The organism is Micromonospora sp. A200 (genome assembly GCF_029893845.1).
GTDB lineage: Bacteria > Actinomycetota > Actinomycetes > Mycobacteriales > Micromonosporaceae > Micromonospora > Micromonospora purpureochromogenes.
On the sequence record NZ_JARXXY010000059.1, the window covers coordinates 1 to 24,111 of the forward strand.

Annotated in this window: 24 protein-coding genes; 17 read left to right on the forward strand and 7 right to left on the reverse strand. The window is 74.6% G+C overall.

Annotated elements, in window-relative coordinates; genetic code table 11:
• A partial coding sequence (locus tag M2302_RS31425) for a transposase (protein WP_280841428.1) occupies positions 1-1,188 on the forward strand: 1,188 nt, incomplete at its 5' end.
• Positions 1,189-1,275: 87 nt separating this feature from the next.
• On the opposite strand, the gene M2302_RS31430 is transcribed toward M2302_RS31425, so the two are convergent.
• Together M2302_RS31430 and M2302_RS31435 are read right to left on the reverse strand one after the other, a co-directional pair.
• A complete protein-coding gene (locus M2302_RS31430; RefSeq protein WP_280841429.1) occupies positions 1,276-1,737 on the reverse strand; it encodes a hypothetical protein in 462 nt (153 codons plus the stop codon).
• 185 nt (positions 1,738-1,922) lie between these two features.
• Complete coding sequence (locus M2302_RS31435; RefSeq protein WP_280841430.1) at positions 1,923-3,068, reverse strand: CapA family protein; 1,146 nt, start codon at positions 3,066-3,068, stop codon at positions 1,923-1,925.
• 139 nt (positions 3,069-3,207) lie between these two features.
• Here M2302_RS31435 and M2302_RS31440 point away from each other — a divergent pair, with 139 nt between their 5' ends.
• The gene (locus M2302_RS31440; RefSeq protein WP_280841431.1) at positions 3,208-3,708 is read left to right on the forward strand and encodes a GNAT family N-acetyltransferase; all 501 of its coding nucleotides are present in this window, start codon (positions 3,208-3,210) and stop codon (positions 3,706-3,708) included.
• An 81-nt stretch (positions 3,709-3,789) separates the two neighbouring features.
• Complete coding sequence (locus M2302_RS31445) at positions 3,790-4,710, forward strand: lytic polysaccharide monooxygenase (protein WP_280841433.1); 921 nt, start codon at positions 3,790-3,792, stop codon at positions 4,708-4,710.
• Between the two features lie 58 nt (positions 4,711-4,768).
• Here M2302_RS31445 and mgrA read toward each other — a convergent pair whose 3' ends face one another.
• On the reverse strand, positions 4,769-5,758 hold the full coding sequence (gene mgrA / locus M2302_RS31450) for an L-glyceraldehyde 3-phosphate reductase (protein WP_280841434.1): 990 nt from the start codon (positions 5,756-5,758) through the stop codon (positions 4,769-4,771).
• 67 nt (positions 5,759-5,825) lie between these two features.
• Between mgrA and M2302_RS31455 the strand changes: the two genes are divergently transcribed.
• From M2302_RS31455 to M2302_RS31495, 9 genes are all read left to right on the forward strand, one after another.
• On the forward strand, positions 5,826-6,794 hold the full coding sequence (locus M2302_RS31455) for an aldo/keto reductase (protein ID WP_280841435.1): 969 nt from the start codon (positions 5,826-5,828) through the stop codon (positions 6,792-6,794).
• A 5-nt stretch (positions 6,795-6,799) separates the two neighbouring features.
• Positions 6,800-7,297: a hemerythrin domain-containing protein gene (locus M2302_RS31460; protein ID WP_154939220.1), complete on the forward strand. Its 498-nt coding sequence runs from the start codon at positions 6,800-6,802 to the stop codon at positions 7,295-7,297.
• A 113-nt stretch (positions 7,298-7,410) separates the two neighbouring features.
• Positions 7,411-8,712 (forward strand): histidine kinase, encoded by a 1,302-nt coding sequence (locus tag M2302_RS31465; RefSeq protein ID WP_280841436.1) that lies wholly within the window; start codon positions 7,411-7,413, stop codon positions 8,710-8,712.
• Complete coding sequence (locus M2302_RS31470) at positions 8,709-9,359, forward strand: response regulator transcription factor (protein ID WP_280841437.1); 651 nt, start codon at positions 8,709-8,711, stop codon at positions 9,357-9,359. Before M2302_RS31465 ends, M2302_RS31470 begins: the two co-directional genes overlap by 4 nt.
• A gap of 74 nt (positions 9,360-9,433) precedes the next feature.
• On the forward strand, positions 9,434-10,510 hold the full coding sequence (locus M2302_RS31475; RefSeq protein WP_280841438.1) for a hypothetical protein: 1,077 nt from the start codon (positions 9,434-9,436) through the stop codon (positions 10,508-10,510).
• A gap of 96 nt (positions 10,511-10,606) precedes the next feature.
• On the forward strand, positions 10,607-12,070 hold the full coding sequence (locus M2302_RS31480) for a magnesium chelatase (protein ID WP_280841450.1): 1,464 nt from the start codon (positions 10,607-10,609) through the stop codon (positions 12,068-12,070).
• A gap of 2 nt (positions 12,071-12,072) precedes the next feature.
• The gene (locus M2302_RS31485) at positions 12,073-14,025 is read left to right on the forward strand and encodes a VWA domain-containing protein (protein ID WP_280841439.1); all 1,953 of its coding nucleotides are present in this window, start codon (positions 12,073-12,075) and stop codon (positions 14,023-14,025) included.
• Positions 14,026-14,095: 70 nt separating this feature from the next.
• Entirely contained in the window at positions 14,096-14,611 is a 516-nt protein-coding gene (locus tag M2302_RS31490) for a hypothetical protein (protein WP_280841440.1), read from the forward strand.
• A gap of 13 nt (positions 14,612-14,624) precedes the next feature.
• On the forward strand, positions 14,625-15,671 hold the full coding sequence (locus tag M2302_RS31495; protein ID WP_280841441.1) for an FUSC family protein: 1,047 nt from the start codon (positions 14,625-14,627) through the stop codon (positions 15,669-15,671).
• Positions 15,672-15,715: 44 nt separating this feature from the next.
• On the opposite strand, the gene M2302_RS31500 is transcribed toward M2302_RS31495, so the two are convergent.
• Positions 15,716-16,708 (reverse strand): helix-turn-helix domain-containing protein, encoded by a 993-nt coding sequence (locus tag M2302_RS31500; RefSeq protein WP_280841442.1) that lies wholly within the window; start codon positions 16,706-16,708, stop codon positions 15,716-15,718.
• Between the two features lies 1 nt (position 16,709).
• Here M2302_RS31500 and M2302_RS31505 point away from each other — a divergent pair, with 1 nt between their 5' ends.
• The gene (locus tag M2302_RS31505; protein WP_280841443.1) at positions 16,710-18,059 is read left to right on the forward strand and encodes an MFS transporter; all 1,350 of its coding nucleotides are present in this window, start codon (positions 16,710-16,712) and stop codon (positions 18,057-18,059) included.
• 2 nt (positions 18,060-18,061) lie between these two features.
• Here the strand turns inward: M2302_RS31505 and M2302_RS31510 are convergent, their stop codons facing one another.
• Genes M2302_RS31510 through M2302_RS31520 form a run of 3 tightly spaced genes read right to left on the reverse strand, consistent with a single transcriptional unit; the run spans position 18,062 to position 19,641 of the window.
• A complete protein-coding gene (locus M2302_RS31510; protein WP_280841444.1) occupies positions 18,062-18,778 on the reverse strand; it encodes an RICIN domain-containing protein in 717 nt (238 codons plus the stop codon).
• Between the two features lie 57 nt (positions 18,779-18,835).
• A complete protein-coding gene (locus M2302_RS31515; protein WP_280841445.1) occupies positions 18,836-19,120 on the reverse strand; it encodes a DUF427 domain-containing protein in 285 nt (94 codons plus the stop codon).
• A 50-nt stretch (positions 19,121-19,170) separates the two neighbouring features.
• Positions 19,171-19,641: a YbaK/EbsC family protein gene (locus M2302_RS31520; protein WP_280841446.1), complete on the reverse strand. Its 471-nt coding sequence runs from the start codon at positions 19,639-19,641 to the stop codon at positions 19,171-19,173.
• Between the two features lie 93 nt (positions 19,642-19,734).
• Here M2302_RS31520 and M2302_RS31525 point away from each other — a divergent pair, with 93 nt between their 5' ends.
• From M2302_RS31525 to M2302_RS31540, 4 genes are all read left to right on the forward strand, one after another.
• Entirely contained in the window at positions 19,735-21,117 is a 1,383-nt protein-coding gene (locus M2302_RS31525) for an FAD-binding oxidoreductase (RefSeq protein ID WP_280841447.1), read from the forward strand.
• Entirely contained in the window at positions 21,114-22,460 is a 1,347-nt protein-coding gene (locus M2302_RS31530; protein ID WP_280841448.1) for a class I SAM-dependent methyltransferase, read from the forward strand. The genes M2302_RS31525 and M2302_RS31530 overlap by 4 nt, the downstream gene beginning before the upstream one ends.
• 95 nt (positions 22,461-22,555) lie before the next feature.
• Positions 22,556-23,116, forward strand: coding sequence for a helix-turn-helix domain-containing protein (locus M2302_RS31535; protein ID WP_088963794.1), 561 nt, complete (start codon positions 22,556-22,558; stop codon positions 23,114-23,116).
• Positions 23,109-23,963 carry an SRPBCC domain-containing protein gene (locus M2302_RS31540; RefSeq protein WP_280841449.1) on the forward strand — a complete coding sequence of 285 codons (855 nt, stop codon included), beginning with the start codon at positions 23,109-23,111 and terminating at the stop codon, positions 23,961-23,963. Before M2302_RS31535 ends, M2302_RS31540 begins: the two co-directional genes overlap by 8 nt.
• The last annotated feature ends 148 nt before the right edge of the window (positions 23,964-24,111 follow it).

Below are 24,111 nucleotides of genomic sequence, written 5' to 3' on the forward strand. Positions count from 1 at the left end.
GGCACGTTCGGCGAGTTGGACAGCACGGGTGCCAGGTCGGTGTTGCGGCGGTTCTCCGATGCGTGGTTCGCGGCGGCGAAAGCCCGCCAGGACGGGGACCTGTCGGTGCGGTTTCCGCGTCGTCGGCGGGCGTTGATGCCGGTGCGCTGGTATCACGGCACCTTCACCCTCCAGGGCCGTCGGGTCCGCCTTCCCACGGCCAGGGGCACGTCGCCGTTGTGGGTCAGGCTGGCGCGGGTGGTGCCGTACCCGGTCGAGCAGGTCCGCTCGGTCACCCTGCTGTGCGAGGGCGGCCGGCTGTTCCTGGACGTGAGCGCCGAGGTGCCGGTGGCGACCTACCCGGCGGGTGAGGGGCCGGATCCGGGCCGGGTCGCCGGGGTGGATCTCGGTGTGATTCACCCGTACGCGGTGGCCGGCCCGGACGGTGAGGGGCTGTTGGTGTCGGGGCGGGCTGTGCGCGCCGAGCACCGCATGCACCTGGCCGACAGCAAGGCCCGCCGCCGCGCCGTGGCCCGCAGGGCACCGAAGCCGGGTCAGCGGGGGTCGCGGCGGTGGCGCCAGCACCGACGCCGCGCCCGCCTGGTGGAGGGCCGGCACCGGCGTAGGGTCCGTCAGGCCCAGCACGAAGCCGCCGCCACGGTCGTGTCCTGGGCGGTGCGGGGGCGGGTGGGTGTGCTGCATGTCGGCGACCCGCGCGGGGTGTTGGACATCGCGGCGGGGCGGCGGCACAACCTGCGGCTGCGGCAGTGGCAGATCGGCCGGCTCCTGCAGGTCCTCACCGACAAGGCCACCCTGGCCGGCATCACCGTCCGGTTGGTTGACGAGCGGGGAACCTCGTCCACCTGCCCTGTCTGTCACCGCCGGGTGCCGAAACCGCGCGGGCGGAGCCTGTCCTGCCCGCACTGCCAGTTCTCCGGGCACCGCGACCTGGTCGCGGCCGCCAGCATCGCCACCCGCAGCCCGGGCGGCGGACCCACCACCGCAGCAGCCGTTGCGCTGCCCGAGGTGGTCACGCACCGTCGAGCCGGCCGGCACCTGCCCGGTGCCGGTCGGTCCCGGCGTGATCCCCGCCGCCCCGCGATGACGGCGCGAGGATCAGTTGGCCCGCGGAGGCCCGCCCCACCACCAGGTGGGGAGTCGCTCGCCCCCACGGCGAGGATCCACAACGGTGCATCGGAAACCCGGTGAACGTTAGTGGACACCGCACTAGATGGCCCGGCGTCCGGACGTGGTCGAGGCGGGTTCCGCCCCGGCACCGCGGGGACCGCCGGACCGTCAGCGGTTGGTCTTGCGGGCCGTGCGCCGGTTGCCGAAGGACTCCATGGTGGTGGCCTTCTTCGCCGGCGCCCGGGTGGCCGTGGTGGTCCGCGCGCGGGCAGCCGCGGCCTTCTTCGCCGGCGACTTCTTCGTCGCCGCCCTCGTCCCGGGCGCCTTCATGGCGGGGGCTGCCTTCTTGGCGGGGGCTGCCTTCTTGGCGGCGGCCGCCTTGGCGGTCGGGGTGCGGGTCGGGGCGGCCGTCGCGGAGGTCGCCTTCTTCCGGGCCACCCGCGCCGTCGTCGGGGTGGGCTTCTCACCCGGGCTCTTGGCCACGCTCGCCCCGGTGGCCCGCTTCGTGGCGGCCGCGACCTTCTTCGCCGCCGCCTTGCGGTTCATCGGGGCCTTGCTGGCCCCGGTGGCCTTCCGGGCGCTGGTGGGCCTGGCGGTGGCCCCGGTCGTGCTCCGTCGAGCGTCGGCCATCGTCGCTCCTCCTCGGGGTGTCCTGCGAGGCCCGCACCGACGGTGCCGCTGACGGGACGGGCCGGTCCAGCCGGGTCGAGCCGACCGGCCCGCTCGGCGCCCGTGTCTTCCCCCACCCCTGGCACCCAAACTCGCCCTACGGCGGGGACCGGCTCGGCCTACCGACGGGGCTTTCCACCAGGGGGTCAGCGGGCGATGTGCAGGCCGTCGTTGATGCCCCCGCGAGCGTCGAGATAGCCGCTGATCCGGTCCATGGCGGCCCGGTACGTCTGACGCCGCCGGTCGGCGGCCGGGAGCCGGGCGAGGTCGAGGACCCGGATGGTGGGCTTCAGGGAGAGCCAGATGGGGATCGCCTCCGCCCGGGTGACGGTCCATCGCCGGTCCGCCTGTTCGGTGAAGGTGAACTTGGCCAGGACGCCTTCGCGGTTGGCGTCCTTGGGGAAGTCGTGCCGGGCGAGGGTGTTGCCGACACCGTAGGCGATCCACTTGCCGCCGACCTTCTCGAAGGGCTGCACGACGTGGGCGTGGTGTCCGATGATCAGGTCGATGTCCGGGTCGGTGATCAACTCGTTGGCCCAGCGCAACTGGTTCTCGTCGGGGGTGTGTTCCATCTCGGTGCCCCAGTGGGCGGACAGGACGATGATCTGCGCGCCGGCCCTGCGGGTCGCTGCGGCGGCCTTCCTGATGGCGGGTACGTCGATGCGGTTGGCCAGCCACGGTTTGTCCGGTGGCGGCGGGTGGCCGTTGAAGTGCGCAGCCCAGGACAGGTGGCCGATTTTGACGCCCTTCACCTGGTAGATGGTGGGGGTGGCCTGTGCGGCGCTGCTGCGGAAGGTGCCGGTGTGCTTCAGCCCGGCGGCGTCGAGCGCGTCGAGGTTGGCGTAGACGCCCTGCTCGCCCTGGTCGAAGGAGTGGTTGCTGGCCGTCGAACAGGTGTCGTAGCCGGCGGTCCTGATGGCCGGTCCCAGGTCGGTGGGAGCGCGGAACAGGGGAAAGTCCGCCGGCGCACCGGGACCCATGGGCGCTTCCAGGTGGCAGATGGCCAGGTCGGCGGACTCGACCGCGGGCCGGATGGGGGCGAATATCGGGTCGAAGTCGTAACCGGGCCGACCGGCCTTGACCGCGTCGGCGCCGGCCTGCTGCCAGGTCGGTGGGTGCACCAGGATGTCGCCCGAGCCCAGGATGGTGACCTGCCGAGCCCCCGCCGGAGCCGTCGACGTGACGGTGCCGGCCAACCGGTCGTGGATCGTCTCTTCACGGGCTGCCCCGGCCGCGGGAGGCGAGGCCACCAGCGCGGCGACGAGCAGCATGCGGATGACGGAAAGGCGCACGCCCGGCTCTTCCCGATCAGCGGCGGATGATGCCGCACCGCCGCTGACGGAGGTGGCCGCCGGCCGACAGGGCCGGTCGGCACACCTCGTCACCGGATACCGGGTTGCCCGTTCCCCGCACCCACGGCATCCTCCCCGCATGATCGAGATTGAGACGCGGGTGCTCAGCGAGGGCGACTGGAAGATGTGGCGGGAGCTGCGGCTCGCCGCGCTGGCGGAGGCGGCGTACGCGTTCGGTTCCCAGCTGGCGGACTGGCAGGGCGAGGGCGACCGTGCGGAACGGTGGCGCGCTCGGCTGGCCATCCCCGGCTCGTACAACATCATCGCGATGCTCGACGGGCAGCCCGTCGGGATGGCCAGCGGAGTGCCGACCGGTCAGGACGGCGTCGTCGAGCTGATCTCGATGTACGTGGCGCCGGTGGCGCGTGGCCGGAGCGTGGGCGACCACCTCGTCCGGGCGGTCGAGCAGTGGGCTCGGCTGGTGGGCGCGGAGACACTGCGCCTGGCCGTGGTGGAGGGCAACCGGAACGCCTGGGCGCTCTACCAGCGCAACGGCTTTCGTGACACGGGTGAGCTGGGCGACCTCATGTCCGACGGCGTGCGTCGGGAGCACATCATGGCCAAGATCCTCGTGGCCTAGCGGTGCCAGGTCGCCCGGCTCCATGGGCGCCGGTCGAACCTTTGGCGGCTCCCGCCCGTACCAGTGCTCGGGAGGTCCATCATGACCGTACGCCGAGTGCTCGCCGTCCTCGCGGCCGTCGCCGTGAGCGTCCTGCCGACCGCGACCCCCGCTGCCGCGCACGGCGCGCCCACCAGCCCGCTGAGCCGGTCGGCGGCCTGCGGCCCGGAAGGCCCGCACGCCGCGACGCCGGCCTGCCGGGCCGCCGTCCGGGCCGGAGCGGCGGTACGCGAGTGGGACAACATCCGGGTCTTCGGCGTCAACGGCAAGGACCGGGAACGGATCCCGGACGGGGAGCTGTGCAGCGGCGGGCTGTCGGCGTACCGGGGGTTGGACCTGCCGCGCACCGACTGGCCGGCGACGGAGCTGGCCGCCGGGGCGAAGTTCACCTTCCGCTACCGGGGGACCATCCCGCACAAGGGCACGTTCCGGCTCTACGCCACGCGCCCGGGCTACGACCCGCAGAGCCGGTTGACCTGGGCGGATCTCTCGCCGCGCCCGTTCTTGACGATGACCGACCCGCCGCTGCGCAGCGGGTCGTACCAGCTGGCGGGCCGGCTGCCGGCCGGGCTGACCGGACGGCACCTGATCTACACCGTGTGGCAGAACTCCGACACCCCGGACAGCTACTACTCCTGCTCCGACGTGGTGTTCCGGAAGCCCGGCGGGGCCACGCCCACCGCGGCGGCAAGCCCGGCCACCCCGGCCGTCGCGCCGCGCGCCGCCAGCACCGCCGTGCCCGGGTTGACCGCGGCGCCGGTGCCGGGCGATCCGGGCGTACCCGTTGCGTCGGTGACCCGCCTCGGCGGTGACAGCCTCCGGCTGGTGGTCGGCGCGGCGGCGGCGGTCACCGTGCTGCTCGCCGCGATCGTCGCCATGCGGTTGCGCCGGGCCGGCACCGTTCCGCCCGGCCGCGCCTGCGACGTGCGCAACCACCGCGCCGGCCGCCGCCGCATCTGGTGACCGCGCGCCACCGCGCCCCGGCCGCGCCACCCAACGGCGGCCGGGACGCCTCGGCGGCTCAGCCGAGCAGGCCGTCGATCTCGGCCAGCTCCTCGGCGGTGAAGTCGAGGTTCTCCACCGCGGCGACGTTCCCCTCCAACTGGGCCACGCTGCTCGCGCCGATGATCAGGCTGGTCATCCGCGGGTCGCGCAGCGCCCAGGCGAGGGCGAGCTGGGCGAGGGTCTGCCCCCGCCGCTCGGCCACCCGGCCCAGGCCGCGGATGGTGGCCAGCTTCTCCTCGGTCAGGTCGCTCTCGTTGAGGAAGACGCTGGTGCGCACCCGCGAGTCCTCGGGAATGCCGGCGAGGTAGCGGTCGGTGAGCAGGCCCTGGGCCAGCGGGCTGTACGCGATGCAGCCCGCACCGACCTCCGCCAGGGTGTCGAGCAGGCCGTCGTCCTCGGTCCACCGGTTCAACATCGAGTACGACGGCTGGTTGATCAGCAGCGGCGTGCCCAGGTCACGCAGGATCGCCGCGGCCCGGGCGGTCTGCTCCGAGTCGTAGTTGGAGATGCCGACGTAGAGCGCCTTGCCGGAGCGGACGACGGCGTCGAGCGCGCCCATCGTCTCCTCCAGCGGGGTGTCCGGGTCGAACCGGTGCGAGTAGAAGATGTCGACGTACTCCAGCCCCATCCGGCGCAGCGACTGGTCCAGTGAGGAGACCAGGTACTTGCGGGAGCCCCACTCGCCGTACGGGCCGGGCCACATCAGGTAGCCGGCCTTGGTGGAGACGACCAGCTCGTCCCGGTAGGGCTTGAGGTCGGTCGCCAGCAACCGGCCGAAGGCCTCCTCCGCCGCGCCGGGCGGCGGGCCGTAGTTGTTGGCCAGGTCGAAATGGGTGACCCCGAGGTCGAACGCGCGTCGGACGATGTCCCGCTGCCGCTCGAAGGGCCGGTCCGGCCCGAAGTTGTGCCACAGGCCGAGCGAGACGGCGGGCAGCCGCAGCCCGCTGCGTCCGGTCCGTCGGTAGGTCATCGAGTCGTAACGCTGATCAGCGGCGAGGTAGGTCACGACGCCGACCCTATCGGCGTCCCGGAACGGGCGTGCCGTCCCGGTGTGCGGGGGTAGCTTCGAGCCCATGCGCTTCGTCCCGCTCGACACGCCCAAGCCGATTTCCAAGATCGGTCTCGGTACCTGGCAGTTCGGCTCGAAGGAGTGGGGTTACGGCCCCGACTACGAGCGCCGGGCGGCGGACATCGTGCGGCGGGCGCTCGACCTGGGGGTCACCCTCTTCGACACCGCCGAGGTGTACGGCTTCGGCCGTAGCGAGCGGATCCTCGGGGCCGCCCTCGGCGGCGACCGGGAGAAGGTCGTGGTGGCCAGCAAGATCTTCCCGGTCCTGCCGGTCGCCCCGGTGGTGCAGCAGCGGGCGGTCGCCTCCGCGGCCCGCCTCGGCGTGCAGGGCATCGACCTCTACCAGGTGCACCAGCCCAACCCGGTGGTCGCCGACACCACCACCATGCGCGGGATGCGCGCGTTGCAGGACGTCGGCCTGGTCGCCGAGGTCGGGGTCAGCAACTACAGCCTGCGCCGCTGGCGGTTCGCCGAGGCCGCGCTGGGCCGGCGGGTGCTGAGCAACCAGGTCCGCTACAGCATGATCGACCGGGGCCCGGAGGAGGACCTGATCCCGTACGCGGAGCAGGCCGGTCGGATCGTCATCGCGTACAGCCCGCTCGCGCAGGGCTTCCTCTCCGGGCGGTACGACGCGAAGCACCCGCCGAGCGGGGCGGTGCGCCGGGCCAACCCGTACTTCCTGCCGGAGAACCTGGAACGCGGCACCGCCCTGATCGCGACGCTGCGTGAGGTGGCCGACGCGCACGACGCCACCCCCAGCCAGATCGCGCTGGCCTATCTGCTGCACCACCCGAACGTGGTGGCCATCCCCGGCGCGTCCGGTGTGGAGCAGATGGAGCGCAACGCGGCCGCCGCCGAGATCGATCTCGGCGCCGACGAGTACGCCGCCCTGGCCACCGCCGCCCGGCAGTTCCGGCCGGTCACCGGCCTGGCCGCGGTGCCGAGGCTGATCCGCGCCCGAGTGGGGAAGTGAGCATCATGGACGACATCACCGCGCTGATCCTGGACGACCACGCCGCCTTCCGGCGCGGCTTCGCCCGGCTCGACGACGCCCGCGACGAGACCGAACTGCTGGCCGTCTGGGAGGCGCTCGCCCTGCATCTGGACATCCACGCCGAGGCGGAGGAGGCGATCCTCTATCCGCACCTGGTGCGGCACGGCGACGACGGCGAGGACGAGACCACCGACGCCATCGGCGACCACAACGAGATCCGCGACGCCATCGCCGAGTCGAAGCTGCACCCGGTGGGCTCCGACGAGTGGTGGGCGGCGGTGTGGAAGGCCCGCCGGGAGAACAGCGAGCACCTCGCGGAGGAGGAGGACGGGGCGCTGCCGGACTTCCGCCGGCACGCCAGCGTCGAACTCCGCGCCGAGCTGGGCGCCCGCTGGCTGACCTTCTACGGCGAGCACAAGAACGGCCGCAACCTGACCTTCGACGACAAGGACCCGCAGAAGTACGTTCAGGAGCACCGCTGAGCCTGCGGCGGACGGGAGATTGCCGCGCCCGGTGATCCGGGGGCGACGAGGCGGTGCCGGAATCCCCGACACGGGGGAGTCGGCTTGGCGTGGCGGGGCGGGAGAATGGCCCGGTGACTCCCCGGGCGCTGATCGCGCCGCTCGTCCGTGCGAGCACCTGTCGCCGTGGCGTGTTCCTCCTGCTCGGCGGGGTGCTGGCCCTGCCGTACGCGCTGCTCGCCGGCACCTTCGTCCAGCTCCTCACCCGCGGCGAGGTGCCCCGGCTGCTGGTCTTCGCGCTGATGGTGGTGGCCGCCGTCATCGGCGCGGTGCCGTTCTTCCTCGACGGCAGCCGGACGCTGGAGATCGCCGCCGCCCGCGCCCTGCTCGGCGTGCCGCTGCCGGAGCCCGCCGCCGGGCACCCGGCCGACCGGGAGACCCGGCTGCGCGCCGCGCTCTGGATCGCCCTGCACATGACCGTCGGCGGGACGGTGATGTTCGCGCTGATCAGCGCCCTGCCGATGGCGTTGTCGTTCATCGCCCAGCAGTTCGGCGTCGGCACCCAGCTGGTCGCCCAGGAGAGCTGGGGGCCGCTCGACGGGCGGGACACCGGCTGGCTCACCCTCACCGGGGTGCTGATGCTGCTCGGCCTCGGCTACGCGGTCGCCGGGCTGGGCACGCTCGCCGCCTCGATGGCGCCGGCGCTGCTCGGCCCCTCGGCCGCCGAGCAGCTCGCCGCCCTGGCGGCGCGGGCGGCCCGGCTCGCCGAGCGCAACCGGTTGGCCCGGGAACTGCACGACTCGGTGGGCCACGCGCTGACCGTGGCCACCCTCCAGGCCGGCGCGGCCCGCCAGCTCCTCGACGGCGACCCGGAGTTCGCCCGCCGGGCGCTCGCCGCGATCGAGGAGACCAGCCGGCACGCGATGGACGACCTGGACCACGTGCTGGGCCTGCTCCGGGAGACCGAAACCGCCGCCCGGGCTCCGGCCAACACCGCGCCGCAGCGGACCCTGGCCCAGCTCGACCGGCTCGTCGCCGACACCCGGGCGGCCGGGCTGCGGGTCGAGGCGCGGGTCGACGGGGAGCTGGCGGAGCTGCCCCCGGCGGTGTCCCGGGAGGGCTACCGGATCGTGCAGGAGGGGCTCACCAACGCCGCCCGGTACGGCCGCGGCCCGGTGCGCCTGCGGGTGGACGTACCCGGGGAGGCGACGGTGCCCGCTCCTCGCGCGGCGTCGGACGCGCCGAGCCGGCGGTGGCTGGAGATCGAGCTGGAGAACCTGCTGGGCGGCGCGGCGCGGCCGGGACGCGGCGGCCGGGGCCTGGACGGCATGCGGGAACGGGTGCTGCTGCTCGGCGGGCGGATCACCGCCGGCCCGGAGGATGGTCACTGGCGGGTCCGGGTGCGGCTGCCGGTGCCGAGGGGGGAGGCGCGGTGAGCACGGACGTGCTGATCGTCGACGACGACGAGCTGATCCGGGTCGGGCTGCGGGCGATCATCGACGCCCAGCCGGACCTGCGGGTGGTGGGCGAAGCCGCCGACGGCGCCGAGGTGCCCCCGCTGGTCGCGCGGCTGCGGCCCCGGGTGGTGCTGATGGACGTGCGGATGCCCGCCATCGACGGCATCCAGGCCACCCGGCTGCTGCTGGCCGCCTCCGCCGACCCGCCCCGCGTTCTCGTGGTCACCACCTTCGAGAACGACGAGTACGTCTACGAGGCGCTGCGCGCCGGCGCGAGCGGCTTCCTGCTCAAGCGGGCCCGCCCGGCGGAGGTGGTCACCGCCGTCCGGGCGGTCGCCGCCGGTGACTCGCTGCTCTTCCCGGCCGCGATCCGCCGCCTCGCCGGGGCGTACGGGGGGTCGGGCGGAGATCGGCTGCGCGCGGCCCGGCTGACCGAGCGGGAGGCGGAGGTGTTGCGGCTGATGACCACCGGGCTCTCCAACACCGAGATCGCCGGGCAGCTCGTGGTCGGGGTCGAGACGGTCAAGACGCACGTCGGCAACGTGCTGGCCAAGCTCGGCGTGCGGGACCGTACCCAGGCCGTGATCGCCGCCTACGAGTCGGGTTTCGTCGTCCCCACCGGCTGATCCCCCTCGGCCGGGGGAGCGGGTTCGTCACCGCTCGGGAGGGCGGTGGCGGCACCGCCGCCGACGCTGGGAGCATGACGACGACCGATGTTCCCACCCACCGTCCAGCCGCTCGCCGGCCCGACCGGCTCGCCCCGCTGGCCGCCGGCTGGCTCGGCCTCTGGGGCGTACTCGCCCTGCTCTGCACGCTGACCGGCGCCGGCTACCCGTTCGGCGCGAACGACCAGGACGGCGGCGGGGCGAACCTGCTCCGGCTGGTTCCCGTCGACGTCGCGCCGCCGCTCTTCGCCGGGATGCTGCTGGCCGCCGCGGTCGCCGCCCTCGCGATGAGCAGCCAGGGCGCCCGTACCGCCGGCCCGCTGCGCGCACTGCTGCTCGGCTACGGCTGGACGGTCGCCTTCGTGCTGGCCGTGGTGGTGCCCGACGCGCGGGTGCTGGTGATCCTCGGCTACGCGCCGATGCTGATCCTCGGCGCCCCGTTCGGCTGGCCGCCGGTCGACTACGCCGACGTCTTCACCTGGTCGCTCGGCGTCAAGGTGGCCGCCATGGCGGGCGGAGTGCTGCTGGCCGGGGCGCTGCTGGTCTGGCAGCGGCGGACCGCCGACGCCTGCGTGGCCTGCGGCCGGGGCGGTGCCGACCGGGGCTGGACCACCCGGGCGGCCGCCGCCCGCTGGGGACGCTGGGCCGCCGGGACCGCCGCGGCCATCCCCTTCGCGTACGCGCTGACCCGGTTCGCCTGGGCGGCCGGCATCCCGCTCGGCATCTCCCCGGAGCTGCTGGACGACATGCGGGAGACCGGACAGGTCTGGGCCGGCGCCGGGCTGGGCGCCTTCGCCACCGTGGGCGCGGTCCTCACCCTCGGGCTGGTGCAGAGCTGGGGCGAGCGGTTCCCGCGCTGGATGGTCGGTCTGGCCGGCCGGCCGGTGCCGGTGAAGCTCGCGGTCGTCCCGGCCACCCTGGTCGCGCTCGCGGTCACCGCGGCCACTCTCGGCCTCGTCACCACGCCCGAGTTCTGGCGGCTCGGCGGCGGCTTCACCATGGCCAGCGCGCCGATGCTGCTCTGGCCGTTCTGGGGCGCCGCGCTCGGCGCCGCCACATACGCGTACCACCTGCGCCGCCGGGGCGGCTGCGCCCGCTGCGGTCGCGGCTGAGCCGCGGGCCGGATCGCGGCCCGGCCGGAGGGGCTGGAGCGGACGGAGAGGCTGGAGCGGACGGAAGGGGGCGGTGACGTGGCGGACCGCGCTAGCGTGGGTCGGGTGACTGCGCCAAACCAGGTTCTCCCGGTCCCGCCCGCCGACCTGCCGGGCACGCTCGGCGAGCTGCGCGCGGCCGGGCACCGGCACCGCACCGTCAAGCAGGAACTCCGCGACAACCTCCTCGCCCGGATGCGTTCCGGCTCCGATCGCTTCCCCGGCATCGTCGGCTACGACGACACGGTTCTCCCCGAGGTCGAGCGGGCCCTGCTCGCCGGCCACGACATGGTGCTGCTCGGCGAGCGCGGCCAGGGCAAGACCCGGCTGATCCGCTCGCTGGTGGCGCTGCTCGACGAGTGGACCCCGGTGATTCCCGGCTCGGTGCTCAACGAGCACCCGATGCATCCGCTCACCCCGGCCTCCCGCGCGCTTGTCGCCGAGGCTGGCGACGACCTGGCGGTGGGCTGGCTGCACCGCTCGATGCGCTACGGCGAGAAGCTGGCCACCCCGGACACCAGCGTCGGTGATCTGATCGGCGACGTCGACCCGATCCGGCTGGCCCAGGGTCGCACCCTCGGCGACCCGGAGACCATCCACTTCGGACTGGTGCCGCGCACCAACCGGGGGATCTTCGCGGTGAACGAGCTGCCCGACCTGGCCGAGCGGATCCAGGTGGCGCTGCTCAACGTGCTGGAGGAGCGGGACATCCAGGTCCGCGGCTACCAGCTGCGGCTGCCGCTGGACCTGTTTTTGGTGGCCAGCGCCAACCCGGAGGACTACACCAACCGGGGCCGGATCATCACGCCGCTCAAGGACCGCTTCGGCGCGGAGGTCCGCACCCACTACCCGGTCGACCTGGAGCTGGAGCTGGCGTTGATCCGGCAGGAGGCCGAGCTGGTTGCCGAGGTGCCGGAGCACGTGCTGGAGGTGCTCGCCCGGTTCGCCCGCGCCGTGCGCGAGTCGCCGTCGGTGGACCCGCGCTCCGGCGTCTCCGCCCGCTTCGCGATCGCCGCCGCCGAGACGGTCGCCGCCGCCGCGCTGCGCCGATCCGGCCTGCTCGCCGCCGGTCCCGCCGCCCCGGGGGTACGCCCGGAGGCCCCGGTCGCGCGGGTCGGTGACGCGGTGTCGGTGACCTCGACCCTGCGCGGCAAGGTCGAGTTCGAGAGCGGCGAGGAGGGGCGCGAGACCGAGATCCTGGCCCACCTGCTGCGCACCGCCACCGCCGAGACGTTCCGGGCCCGGCTGGCCGGGCTGGACCTGTCCGGCTTCACCGGCCTGGTCGCCGAGGGCACCGTCATCGAGACCGGTGAGTTGGTCTCGTCGGCGGAGCTGCTGCGCCAGGTCGGCACCGTGCCGGGGCTGGCCAAGGCGCTGGACCGGCTCGGGCTGGGTGACGCGCCCACCCCGGAGGAGGCCGCCGCCGGGATCGAGTTCGTCCTGGAGGGGCTGCACCTGACCCGCCGGCTCGGCAAGGACGTCACCGAGTCGGGCCGTACCGTCTACGGCGGCCGGGGCTGAGCGTGGCCGGCAACCGGTTCCGGTACGGCCAGTGGCGCGGCGGGCCCGACCCGCTCGCCCCGCCGTACGACGTCCGGGCCGCGGTGGACGCCGTCGGCGCGGAGGTGCTGGCCGGCGGCAGCCTGCGGGACGCGCTGCGCGACCTGCTGCGCCGGGGCCCGCAGGGGCGCGGCGGCCTGGACGACCTGGCCGCCCGGGCCCGCCGGCTGCGCCGGGAGGCGCTGCGCCGGGGCGACCTGGACGGGGCGGTGACCCGCTCCCGGGCGCTGCTCGACCAGGCGCTGGCGGCGGAACGCGACGAGCTGCGCGGGCGCGCCGACGACGATGCGCGGTTCGCCGAGGCGGTGCTGGACAACCTGCCCCGCTCCACCGCCCGCGCCGTGCAGGAGCTGGCGGGCTACAAGTGGGCCAGCGACGAGGCGCGGCAGACGTACCAGCGGATCCTCGATGGGCTGCGCGGCGACGTGCTGGAGCAGCGCTTCGCCGGGCTGCGCGACGCGGCGCGAGCGGCCGGCGACCCGGCGGTGCAGCGGCAGCTGGCCGAGATGATGCGGGACCTCAACGACCTGCTGGCCCGGCACGCCCGCGCCGAGGACACCACCGACGCGTTCGCCGAGTTCATGCGCCGGCACGGCGAGTTCTTCCCGGAGCGGCCGAAGGACGTCGACGAGCTGGTCGACGTGCTGGCCCGCCGCTCGGCCGCCGGGGAGCGGCTGATGCGGTCGCTGTCGGACCAGCAGCGCGAGGAGCTGGCCGGGCTGATGCGGCAGTCCCTCGGCGACCGGCTGGCCGGCGAGCTGGCCGCGCTGGACGGGCACCTGCGGGCGCTGCGCCCCGACCTGAACTGGCAGCGCGGCGAGCGGGTCCGCGGCGACCAGCCACTCGGCTACGGCGAGGCGGCCGGCGCGCTCGACGAGATCGGCGAGCTGGACGACCTGCTCGACTCCCTCGACCAGGAGCACCCCGGCGCGACCCTCGACGACGTGGACGTCGAGGCGGTGGCCCGGACGCTGGGCCGCGACGCCGCCGACGACGTCCGCCGGCTGCGGGAGCTGGAGCGGGAACTGCGCCGGCAGGGGTGGGTGAGCCGGGACGCCGACGGGCTCACCCTGAGTCCGAAGGCGCTGCGCCGGCTCGCCGGCACCGCGCTGCGGCGGGTCTTCGCCGACCTCACGGCCGGGCCGCGCGGCCAGCACGACCTGCGCTCGGCGGGCGCGGCCGGCGAGGTCAGCGGGGCGTCCCGACCCTGGGAGTACGGCGACGAGCAGCCGCTGGACGTGGTCCGCACCCTCACCCGGGCGGTCCGCCGGGCCGGCCCCACGGTGCCGGTCCAGCTCGACGTCTCCGACTTCGAGGTGGTGGAGACCGAGCGCCGGGCCTCGGCGGCGGTGGCGCTCTGCGTCGACCTGTCGTACTCGATGATCTCGCAGGGGCGCTGGGGGCCGATGAAGCAGACGGCGCTGGCGTTGTCGCACCTGGTGGCGACCCGCTTCCCGCAGGACGCCCTGGAGATCGTCGGCTTCGGCCGGGAGGCGCTGACGCTGACCCAGCAGGAGTTGGCCGCGGTGGAGCCGGACATGCAGCAGGGCACCAACCTCCAGCACGCGCTGCGGCTGGCCGGGCGGCACCTGCGCCGGCACCCCGGCGCGGAGCCGGTGGTGCTGGTGGTCACCGACGGCGAGCCGACCGCCCACCTCGACCCGGACGACGGGGAGGCGCTGTTCCACTGGCCGCCGCTGCCGGAGACGATCGAGGCGACCATCCGCGAGGTGGACAAGCTGACCCGCTACGGCACCACGCTCAACCTCTTCATGCTCGGCGACGATCCGGGGCTGCGCCGCTTCGTCGACGCGGTGGCCCGCCGCTCGAAGGGCCGGATGTTCACCCCGGACCTCGACGACCTCGGCGAGTACGTCGTCTCCGACTACCTGCGCGCCCGGCGGGGCCGGCGCTGAGCCGCCCGTCCGGGTGATCCCGGTGCGGTAACGCCCCGGTCCGCGCCGGTCGGCGGGGTTGACTGGGGACGTGGAGAGCGCGGGGCTGCGGCGGATCTACGACGAACTGCTCGCCGAGGTGGAGGCGGGCGGCTTCGGTGAGCCGCCGCAGGGGCAGCTGACCGCCGCGCAGATCGTGGCCCATCTGGCCGCCAACGACGAGCTGATGAGCGAGGCCACCGAGGCGGTCCTCGCCGGCTCGCCCTTCGCCTACTACGACCTGGAGACCATCCACCGCCCCCAGGTGGACGCGCTGGTCGCCGACTGCGGCGGCCTGGACGGGCTGGCCACCCTGCTGCGGGCCACCAGCCAGAAGCTCTGCGCCCTGGTGGACCGGCTCGGCCCGGCGGCGGAGACCCCGGTCGACACCCACCTGCGGGAGGGCTTCGACCTGGTCGTCGACGACACCCTGCCCTGGTCGCGCACCCTGGACCTGCACGCCCGCGTCCACCTGCCGAAACACCTCGCGCAGCTCCGGGTCCTGCGGACACCGCCGGGGACGCCCATTGCCGACCGGCCGACCGTCGACCGGTCGATCGGGTCGTGAGCCAACCGGTGCGGTGAGCCGGCGCGGGGCGGGCCTGCGCAGCGCGGCCCGGTCGGCCGTCCCCGCGCTGTTGCGGCACCGGATCCGGATGGCGCTGCCGGTGATCGGCCAGTGCGCGCTGACGGCGGGCGCGGCGTGGTGGATCGCGGCGACCCTCTTCGGCCACCAGGCGCCGATCTTCGCCGCCACCGGCTCGTTGATCTGCCTGTCGGCGGGCATGGGCGGGCGGGGCCGGCAGGCCGTCGACCTGTTCGTGGGGGTGCTGGCGGGCGTCGCGGTGGGGGAGGGCGTCCAGGCCCTCGACCTCGGCATCGGATTCCTGGTGATGGTGCCGGCCCTCGCGCTCGCGATGTCGATCGCCGCCCTGGTCGACCCGCGGCCGCTGACCTACGTCCAGGCCGGCACCGCCGTGTTGATCGTGACCGCACTGGGGCCGGCGCGGTCACCCGCCGGCTATCTGCTGGACGTGGCGGTCGGCGGCGCGCTGGGTCTGCTCGGCAGCCAGGTGCTGTTCAGCCCCGATCCGGTGAAGCTGGTCGCCGCGCCGGTCCCGGAGATCCTGCGGGACACCGCGCTCGCGCTGCGGACGGCGGCCGAGGCGCTGCGCCGGGGCGGGCCGGGGCTGGCGGCCACCGCCTGCGAGCAGGCCCGGCACGCCAACGCCCGCCTCGGCCGGCTCACCGAGGCCCGGGTGGAGGCCCACCGGGTCACCGGCCGCACCGTACGCGGGCGCCGGCGCGCCGCCCGGCTGCACCGGGCCGACCGCCCCCTCGACGACGTCCACGTGCTGGTCGCCGCCGCCCTGCTGCTCTGCGACGACGTGCACGGACAGCTCACGTCCCACCCGACGGTGGGGTCGGGCCCGTTGCCGGACCGGTTGACCGAGCTGGCCGACGGGCTGGCGGAGCTTTCCGCCGCCGCCACCGACCGCTCCGGATCCCGGCCCGGGTCCACCGCACCCGTGCCGTCCGGCCCCGGCGACGACCGCCCGCTGATCGAGGTGCACCTGCGCGACGCCACCGCCGCCCTGCACCGGCTCCGGGCCGCCGCCCCGCCCTGACCCCGCCGACCGGGCGGTCCTCGCCCGCGGCGCGGGAACGCCGATCAGGGGTGCCGGTGGAAGGCCCGGCGGTACGCGCTCGGGGCGACGCCGATGCGCTGGCGGAGCTGCTGGCGCAGGGCGGCGGCGGTGCCGAAGCCGCAGCGGTGGGCCACCTGGTCGACGGTCAGGTCGGTGGTCTCCAGCAGCAGCCGGGCGTGGTCGGTGCGCTCCTGGAGCAGCCACTGGGCGGGGCTCAGCCCGGTCTCGGAGCGGAAGTGCCGGGTGAAGGTACGGACGCTCATCCGCGCGTGCTCGGCCAGGTCGCGCAGGGTGACCGGCTCGTGCAGCCGTTGCCGGGCCCACTCCCGGGTGCCGGCGGTGCCCGTTGCCGCCCGGTGGGGCACCGGGCGCTCGATGTACTGGGCCTGGCCGCCGTCGCGCCACGGCGGCACCACGCAGCGGCGGGCCGAGCGGTTGGCCACCTCGCTGCCGTGGTCGGTGCGGATGACGTGCAGGCACAGGTCGAGGCCGGCGGCCACCCCGGCCGAGGTGAGCACGTCGTCGGATTCGATGAAGAGCACGTCGGGGTCCAGGTCGACCGCCGGGTGCAGCCGGCGGAACAGGTCCGCGTACGCCCAGTGGGTGGTGGCCCGCCGGCCGTCGAGCAGCCCGGCGGCGGCCAGCACGAACGCGCCGGTGCAGATCGACATGATCCGCGCGCCCCGCTCGTGGGCCGCCCGCAGCGCCGCCGCGACCTCGGGGTCGAGGACGCCGTCGGTCAGCGCCGGACCACCGTGGATGCCCGGTACGACCACCGTGTCGGCGGCCTCGACCAGTTCGAGCCCGTGGTCGGGCAGTACCTGGTACCCGGCGGTGCTGCGCACCGGGCGGCCCCCCGGCGTGCAGGCGTCGACCGTGTAGAGCGGCCGCAGGTCCTTGGTGCGGGCGGTGCCGAAGACCTGGGAGGGGGTGCCGAGGTCGAGGCCGACCACCTGGTCGATGGCGAGCACCGCCACCCGGTGCGGGACGATCGTCATGGCCCGATTATTGCGCATGATGGCTTTCCGGCCACTCGTCGTCTGCGGGCCCGCCGTCGAGACTCGTGTCGTGAACCGAACCCGCCGTCTCCACCCCGCCTGGCTGGTCGCCGCCGTCGCGTTCGTCGCGCTGGTCGGCGCCGCCGGCTTCCGGGCCACCCCCTCGGTCCTGCTGCACCCGTTGCACGCCGAGTTCGGCTGGCCGCTGGCCACCGTCTCCGCCGCCGTCTCGGTCAACCTGCTGCTCTACGGGCTGACCGCGCCGTTCGCCGCCGCGCTGATGGACCGGTTCGGCGTCCGGCGGGTGGTGGCCGGCGCGCTGGCGTTGGTAGCGGCCGGCAGCGGCCTGACGGTGTTCATGACGGCCAGCTGGCAGCTGATCCTCTGCTGGGGGGTGCTCGTCGGGCTGGGCACCGGGTCGATGGCGCTCGCCTTCGTGGCCACGGTCACCGGGCGCTGGTTCGTCCGCCGTCGCGGGCTGGTCACCGGGGTGCTGACCGCCGGCGGGGCGGCCGGGCAACTGGTCTTCCTGCCGCTGCTCGCCGTGCTGGTCCGCGACCACGGGTGGCGCACGGCGGCGCTCGTCGTCGCGGGGGCGGCGCTGGCGGTCGTACCGCTGGTGGCCTGGCTGCTGCGGGAACACCCGGCGGATCTCGGCCTGCCCGCCTACGGCGCGGCGGAGGTGGTGCCGCCCGCGCCGACGACGGGCGGCGCGGCCTCCCGGGCCGTCGGCGCGCTGGCCTCGGCCGCGCGGACCAGGCCGTTCTGGCTGCTCGCCGGCGGCTTCGCGATCTGCGGCGCGACCACCAACGGGCTGGTCGGCACGCACTTCGTGCCGGCCGCCCACGACCACGGGATGCCGGAGACCACCGCCGCGGGGCTGCTCGCCCTGGTCGGGCTCTTCGACATCGTCGGCACCATCGCCTCCGGCTGGCTCACCGACCGGGTGGACAGCCGGCTGCTGCTCGGCGGCTACTACGCGCTGCGCGGCGGGTCGCTGCTGGTGCTGCCCGGCCTCTTCGCCGGCACGGCCGAGCCGAGCATGCTGGTCTTCATCATCTTCTACGGCCTGGACTGGGTGGCCACCGTGCCGCCGACCGTCGCGCTGTGCCGGGAGTACTTCGGCGCGGCGGGCGCGGTGGTCTTCGGCTGGGTCTTCGCCGCCCACCAGTTCGGCGCGGCGGTCGCCGCGACCGGGGCGGGCCTGGTCCGCGACCGCCTCGGCGACTACGCGGTTGCCTGGTACGTCGCCGGGGCGCTGTCGATCGGCGCGGCCGGGCTCTCGCTGCTGCTGCGCCGCCGGGAACCGGTGCCGGTGCCGGTGCCCGTGGTGGCGCCGCCGGCCCGGGCCTGGAGCTACCGGGGCTGAGCTCAGCCCACCGTCCACTGCTGGGGGGCGGCGCCGGTGCACGGGACCTGGACGAGTTCGTCGCCGGACTCGGTGCCGCCGTCCTTCACCTCGGCGCACTTGCCGGAGTGGACCGCGACCAGCAGCACCGGGCCGGTGCCGACCGGGGTCAGCCGCCACTGCTGGTTGGCCTGCCCGTGGCAGGGGAACTGCTGGAGCTTCGCGCCGTCGTCGGTGCTGCCGCCCTCGACGTCCAGGCACTGCGCGTGCGCCGCGTTGGTGAGGGTGACCAGGTCCGGGGCGACCGGGTTGGCCACCCACTGCTGCTCCGGCCCGCCTGAGCAGCCGGCCAACTCGGCCTTGGCCTTCTCGTCCTCGTCGTCGGTGCCGACGCAGAGGCCGGAGGCCACCGCCCGGAACACCTTCGGCCCGGCCACCGGGGCGGGCGGGGTGGTCGGCGCGGCGGTCGGCGACGGCGCGGCGGGGGTGGTCGGGGCCGGTTCGGTGACCTCCGGCGACGGCGGCTGAGCCGGGGGCGCGGAGGCGGCCGACGCCGGCACCACCGGCTGGTCGCCGCCGCCGAGCACGCCGGTGGCGAAGAAGACCCCCACCAGTACGCCGACCAGCCCGGCGGCCAGCGCGAACCGGATCAGCGGGTCCCGGGGCAGCCCGGGTCGGGCGGACCGGCGGGTGCCGTAGACGGTGCCGGCCGGGTCGTGGTGTTCGTCGGGGGCGGACATGGGGGAATCCTGACCCACCGGACCGGTCGATGGCCACCCGGCCCGGCCGGCGGTGACTCAGTCGACGACCGTGACGTCCTTCCAGAACGCCACCCGGTCGCGCACCATCTCGGCGTCCGGCTTCGGGTCCGGGTAGTACCAGACGGCGTCGGCGCTGGTCCGGCCGTCGTGCTCGAGGGTGTAGTAGGAGGCGGTGCCCTTCCACGGGCAGAACGTGTGGGTCGCCGACTCCCGGATCAGATCGTCGCGCAGGGCGGCGCGAGGGAAGTAGTGGTTGCCCTCCACCAGGACGGTGTCGTCGCTCTCGGCGATCACCAGGTCGTTCCAGACGGCTTTCGGCATGGGTCCACGCTATGCCGTCCGCCCCGAACCGACCACCGATCGGCGGCGGGTCAGCGTGCGGGCTCCGGGTCGGTCACGTCCGCGACCGTCGCCCCGAGCGTGGTGATCGCCGCGTCGGCGTCCAGCGCGACGGCGACGCCGTGCTCGCCCGCGCCGAGGGTGATCTCCCGGCCGCGCAGCCGCTCGTCGGCGACGACCGGCCAGGCGGTGGTCGCGCCGAACGGGGTGATGGTGCCCCGTTCGTAGCCGGTGGCGTCGCGGGCCGCCGCCGCGTCGGGCATGGAGAGCCGGTTGACGCCGAGCAGCGCGCGCAGCTTGGGCCAGGAGATCACCCGGTCGCCCGGGGTGAGCACGAAGAGATGGTCGTCCGGGCCGCGGCGGACCACGATCGTCTTCACCACGTCCGGCACCGCGACGCCGCGGGCGGCGGCGGCCTCGGCGAGGCTGCGCACCGGCCCGTGCCGGATCACCCGGTACGGCAGACCGGCGGCGTCCAGGGCGGCGAGGGCGGGCGACGGCACGTCCGCCACGGTAACGGGATCGTCCGATCGTGGTGGCGAAAAGGCCACCATGGACATCCCACGCGCGGGCCGTTCGGCGCGTAAGGTGATCTCATGCGCGCGCTGCGTGATCATGACCTGGCGGTGGACACGTTGCGGCGGTCGTACGCCGCGGTGCCCCTCGGGGAACCCGTCCGCCTCGCCAAACGCACCTCGAATCTGTTCCGCCCCCGGGCGGCCACCAGCTCACCGGGCCTGGACGTCTCCGGGCTGGACGGCGTGCTGTCGGTCGACCCCCGGGCCCGTACCGCCGACGTGCAGGGCATGTGCACGTACGAGGACCTGGTCGACGCCACCCTCCCGCACGGACTGATGCCGCTGGTCGTGCCGCAGTTGCGCACGATCACCCTGGGCGGCGCGGTCACCGGGCTGGGCATCGAGTCCACCTCGTTCCGCAACGGCCTGCCGCACGAGTCGGTGACCGAGATGGACGTGCTCACCGGCGCGGGCGAGATCCTCACCGCCCGCCCGGAGGGCGAGCACGCCGACCTCTTCGCCGCCTTCCCCAACTCGCTGGGCAGCCTCGGCTACGCCACCCGGCTGCGCATCGAGCTCCAGCCCGTACGCCACGCCGTGGCGCTGCGCAACGTGCGCTTCAGCCGGCTGGAGGAGCTGACCGAGGCGATCGGCGACGTGGTCGTCAAGGGTGAGTGGGAGGGGCAGCCCGTCGACGCGATGGACGGGGTGATGTTCAGCCCCGGCGAGGCGTACCTGACCCTGGGCACCTTCACCGACGACGCGCCGCAGCTCAGCGACTACACCGGCCAGGAGATCTACTACCGGTCGCTGCGCCGGCGCACCCGCGACGCGCTGACCACCCACAACTACCTCTGGCGCTGGGACACCGACTGGTTCTGGTGCTCGGCGGCGTTCGGGGTGCAGCACCCGGTCGTCCGCCGGCTCTGGCCGGCCCGGTGGCGGCGCAGCGACTTCTACCACCGGCTGGTCCGGCTGGAACACCGGCACCAGGTCGCCGCGCGGGTCGACCGCTGGCGCGGGCGCCCGGCCCGTGAGCGGGTGGTGCAGGACGTCGAGATCCCGCTGGAGGCCACCGCCGACTTCCTCCGCTGGTTCGCCGCCAACGTGGGCATGAACCCGGTCTGGCTCTGCCCGCTGCGGTTGCGCGAGCCGGCCGGGCCGGGCTCGGCGCGGTCCTGGCCGCTGTATCCGCTCCGGCCGGGGCAGACCTACGTCAACATCGGTTTCTGGGGAAGTGTGCCGATCGCCGACGGAGCGGCCGACGGCGACGTGAACCGCTCGATCGAGCGGGCGGTGTCCGACATGGGTGGTCACAAGTCCCTCTACTCGGACGCGTACTACGACCGAGCGGCCTTCGACCGGCTCTACGGCGGGGAGACCTGGCGTGCCGTGAAGGACCGCTACGACCCGGATCACCGGCTCACCGGACTCTACGAGAAGGCGGTTGCACGCAAATGAGCCTGACCGACCGAGAACAGGGGGCGAGCAGTTCCCCCGCCACACCACCGCCGGCCGGGGGCCGGCGCGCCGCCCCCACCGTCGCCGACGTCGTCCGGGCGCTGACCACCGGCGAGCTGCCGGTGCGGATCACCGGGTACGACGGCAGCGCGATCGGCCCGGCCGACAGCGGGATCACCCTGTCCATCTGCTCCGAGCGTGGTCTGACGTACCTGCTCACCGCCCCCGGTGACCTGGGCATGGCGCGGGCGTACGTCAGCGGCGACCTCCAGTTGCACGGCGTGCACCCCGGCGACCCGTACGAGGCGTTGCGGGTGCTCAAGGACGAGCTGCGGGTGCGTACCCCGTCGCTGGCCGAGGGGCTGGCGCTGGTGCGCGGGCTGGGCTGGGAGCGGCTGCTGCCCCCGCCGCCCCCGCCGCAGGAGGCGCAGCCGCGCTGGCGGCGGGTGATGAACGGGCTGCGCCACTCCCGCCTGCGGGACAGCACCGCCATCTCGCACCACTACGACGTCTCGAACGCCTTCTACGAGAAGGTGCTCGGCCCGTCCATGACGTACACCTGCGCGGTGTTCCACAGCCCGGGCGACACGCTGGAGCAGGCCCAGGCGGCCAAGTACGACCTGGTCGCCGGCAAGCTGGCGCTCAAGCCGGGGATGCGGCTGCTCGACGTGGGCTGCGGCTGGGGCGGCATGGTCCGGCACGCCGCCCGGGAGTACGGCGTGAAGGCGCTCGGCGTCACGCTGTCCCGGGAGCAGGCGCGGTGGGCGCAGGCGGCGATCGAGCGGGAGGGGCTGACCGAGCTGGCCGAGGTGCGCCACCTGGACTACCGGGACGCCCCGTGGCAGCAGTTCGATGTGGTCTCCTCGATCGGGCTGACCGAGCACATCGGGGTGCGCAACTACCCGGCGTACTTCGCGGCGCTGCGGGACCGGCTGCGGCCGCACGGCCGGCTGCTCAACCACTGCATCACCCGGGCCGACAACCGGGCCCCGCACCGCTCCGGCGCCTTCATCGACCGGTACGTCTTCCCGGACGGCGAACTGGCCGGGCCGGGCCGGCTGATCAGTGAGATCCACGACGTGGGGCTGGAGGTGCACCACGAGGAGAACCTGCGGCAGCACTACGCGCTGACCCTGGCCGCCTGGTGCCGCAACCTCGTCGAGAACTGGGACTTCTGCGTCTCGGAGGTGGGGCAGGGCACCGCGCGGGTGTGGGGCCTCTACATGGCCGGGTCGCGGCTGGCCTTCGAGACCAACGGCATCCAGCTGCACCAGGTGCTGGCCACCCGCAACGGGCCGGGCGGGCAGGCGTCGTACCCGCTGCGCCCCGACTGGACGCCCTGATCGCGGAACCGCCTGAGGAGAGCCGCGCCGGGTCGGCGCGGCTTTCCTCGACCCTATTGACAAAGAAAGTTTTTACGTACAAGCTCATTTGTGCGATGAGAGACGTCATGTACCTGGAGCAGATCGAGCAGGCCGAGGTCCTGCTCAAGCCGCAGCGCGTCGAGGTGCTGCGGCAGTTGGCCGAGCCCCGCACCTGCACCGAGGTCGCCACCCGGCTGGAGCAGACGCCGCAGCGCGTCTACTACCACGTCAAGCAGTTGGTGGCGGCCGGCCTGGTCGAGCAGGTGTCGAGCCGGAAGGTGCGCGGCATCAGCGAGGGCATCTACCAGGCCGCCGCCCGGTCGTACTGGCTCTCGCCCCGCCTGGTGGGGCGGGTCGGCGGGGTGCGCCGGGCCCGGGACGAGCTCAGCCTGGGCTACCTGCTCGACCTGATGGAGGAGGTCCAGGCGGACGTCGCCGCCCTCGACCGGTCCGCGCCGGAGCTGCCCTCCATCGGGGTGTCCGGCGAGATCCGGGTGCCGGCCGAGCGCCGGCAGGAGTTCCTGCACGACCTGCAGTCCACGCTGCGGGACCTGTTCACACGCTACGGCGGCGCCGAGGGGGACGCCTTCAAGCTGGCCGTGGCCTGTTACCCCAAGGGGGACGACCGTGAGTGATTCGTTGAAGCTGGGTGCCCGTCTCGCCGCGCCGGTCGAGGCCGTCCGGCGCGCCCTGACCGACCCGGCCGAGCTGCGCGTCTGGTTCGCCGAGCACGCCGAGGTGGAGCTGCCCCGACGGTACGAGTTCTGGGGCCGCTTCACGCCCGAGGGCGACGCGCCACACCAGCGCCTGCTGCACGCCGACGAGGACACGCTGCGCTTCGCCTGGCTGCTCGACGGGGTGGAGACCACCAGCGAGATAGCCCTGACGCCCGAGGGGCCGGGCAGCACCCTGCTGACCCTCACCCAGAGCCACTTCAACTTCGCCGAGGCAATGGACGGCAGCACCATCCGGGGGGTGCTCCAGACCTGGTGGAGCCTGTCGATCGCCAACCTCGCCGCGCACCTGGAGGGGCGACCACTGCTGCCGAAGACCGACTTCACCTCCGCCGACCTGCGCGGCGAGCTGCTGATCGGCGCGCCGGTCGAGCGGGTCTGGCAGTCGCTGACCGACTCCGCCCAGGCCAGCGCCTGGTTCGGCTACCCGATCGGCATCGAGCCCTGGGTCGGCGGCCGGTACGCCATGGGCGGCTTCGAGGCCGGGTACGCGGCCAAGGTGGTCGACCTGGAGCCAGGCCACCGGATGTCCGTCGACTGGGGACCGACCGGCATCAGCACCTGGGAGCTGGCCGAGTCCGACGGGAAGACCAAGCTGACCTTCGTGCAGAGCGGCTTCGACGAGGGCAACCCGCCGTACGCGGCCTGGAGCGGGTCGGTGGCCGGCCTGTCCGAGCTGCGCCGCTACCACGAGATGGCCGACTGGCAGCCGATCTGGGTGCTGGAGGAACTGCCCACCGGCGCCTGACCGCCATCGTTCGTCGGCGCGGGGCGCCCCCCCCCCGGGGGGGGCCCCCCCCGGCCCCCCCCCCGGGGGGGGGGCGCGGGGGGGGCCCCCGCGGGGGGGGCGGGGGGGGGGGGGGGGTGTGGGGGGGGGGGGGGGCCGGTGGGGGGGT

Excerpts from the sequence above, each read along its gene's own strand:
- M2302_RS31430 (WP_280841429.1), bottom strand. The coding sequence starts at position 1,737 with ATGGCCGACGCTCGACGGAGCACGACCGGGGCCACCGCCAGGCCCACC.
- M2302_RS31440 (WP_280841431.1), top strand. The coding sequence starts at position 3,208 with ATGATCGAGATTGAGACGCGGGTGCTCAGCGAGGGCGACTGGAAGATG.
- M2302_RS31445 (WP_280841433.1), top strand. The coding sequence starts at position 3,790 with ATGACCGTACGCCGAGTGCTCGCCGTCCTCGCGGCCGTCGCCGTGAGC.
- M2302_RS31455 (WP_280841435.1), top strand. The coding sequence starts at position 5,826 with ATGCGCTTCGTCCCGCTCGACACGCCCAAGCCGATTTCCAAGATCGGT.
- M2302_RS31460 (WP_154939220.1), top strand. The coding sequence starts at position 6,800 with ATGGACGACATCACCGCGCTGATCCTGGACGACCACGCCGCCTTCCGG.
- M2302_RS31475 (WP_280841438.1), top strand. The coding sequence starts at position 9,434 with ATGACGACGACCGATGTTCCCACCCACCGTCCAGCCGCTCGCCGGCCC.
- M2302_RS31500 (WP_280841442.1), bottom strand. The coding sequence starts at position 16,708 with ATGCGCAATAATCGGGCCATGACGATCGTCCCGCACCGGGTGGCGGTG.
- M2302_RS31505 (WP_280841443.1), top strand. The coding sequence starts at position 16,710 with ATGGCTTTCCGGCCACTCGTCGTCTGCGGGCCCGCCGTCGAGACTCGT.
- M2302_RS31510 (WP_280841444.1), bottom strand. The coding sequence starts at position 18,778 with ATGTCCGCCCCCGACGAACACCACGACCCGGCCGGCACCGTCTACGGC.
- M2302_RS31515 (WP_280841445.1), bottom strand. The coding sequence starts at position 19,120 with ATGCCGAAAGCCGTCTGGAACGACCTGGTGATCGCCGAGAGCGACGAC.
- M2302_RS31525 (WP_280841447.1), top strand. The coding sequence starts at position 19,735 with ATGCGCGCGCTGCGTGATCATGACCTGGCGGTGGACACGTTGCGGCGG.
- M2302_RS31530 (WP_280841448.1), top strand. The coding sequence starts at position 21,114 with ATGAGCCTGACCGACCGAGAACAGGGGGCGAGCAGTTCCCCCGCCACA.
- M2302_RS31535 (WP_088963794.1), top strand. The coding sequence starts at position 22,556 with ATGAGAGACGTCATGTACCTGGAGCAGATCGAGCAGGCCGAGGTCCTG.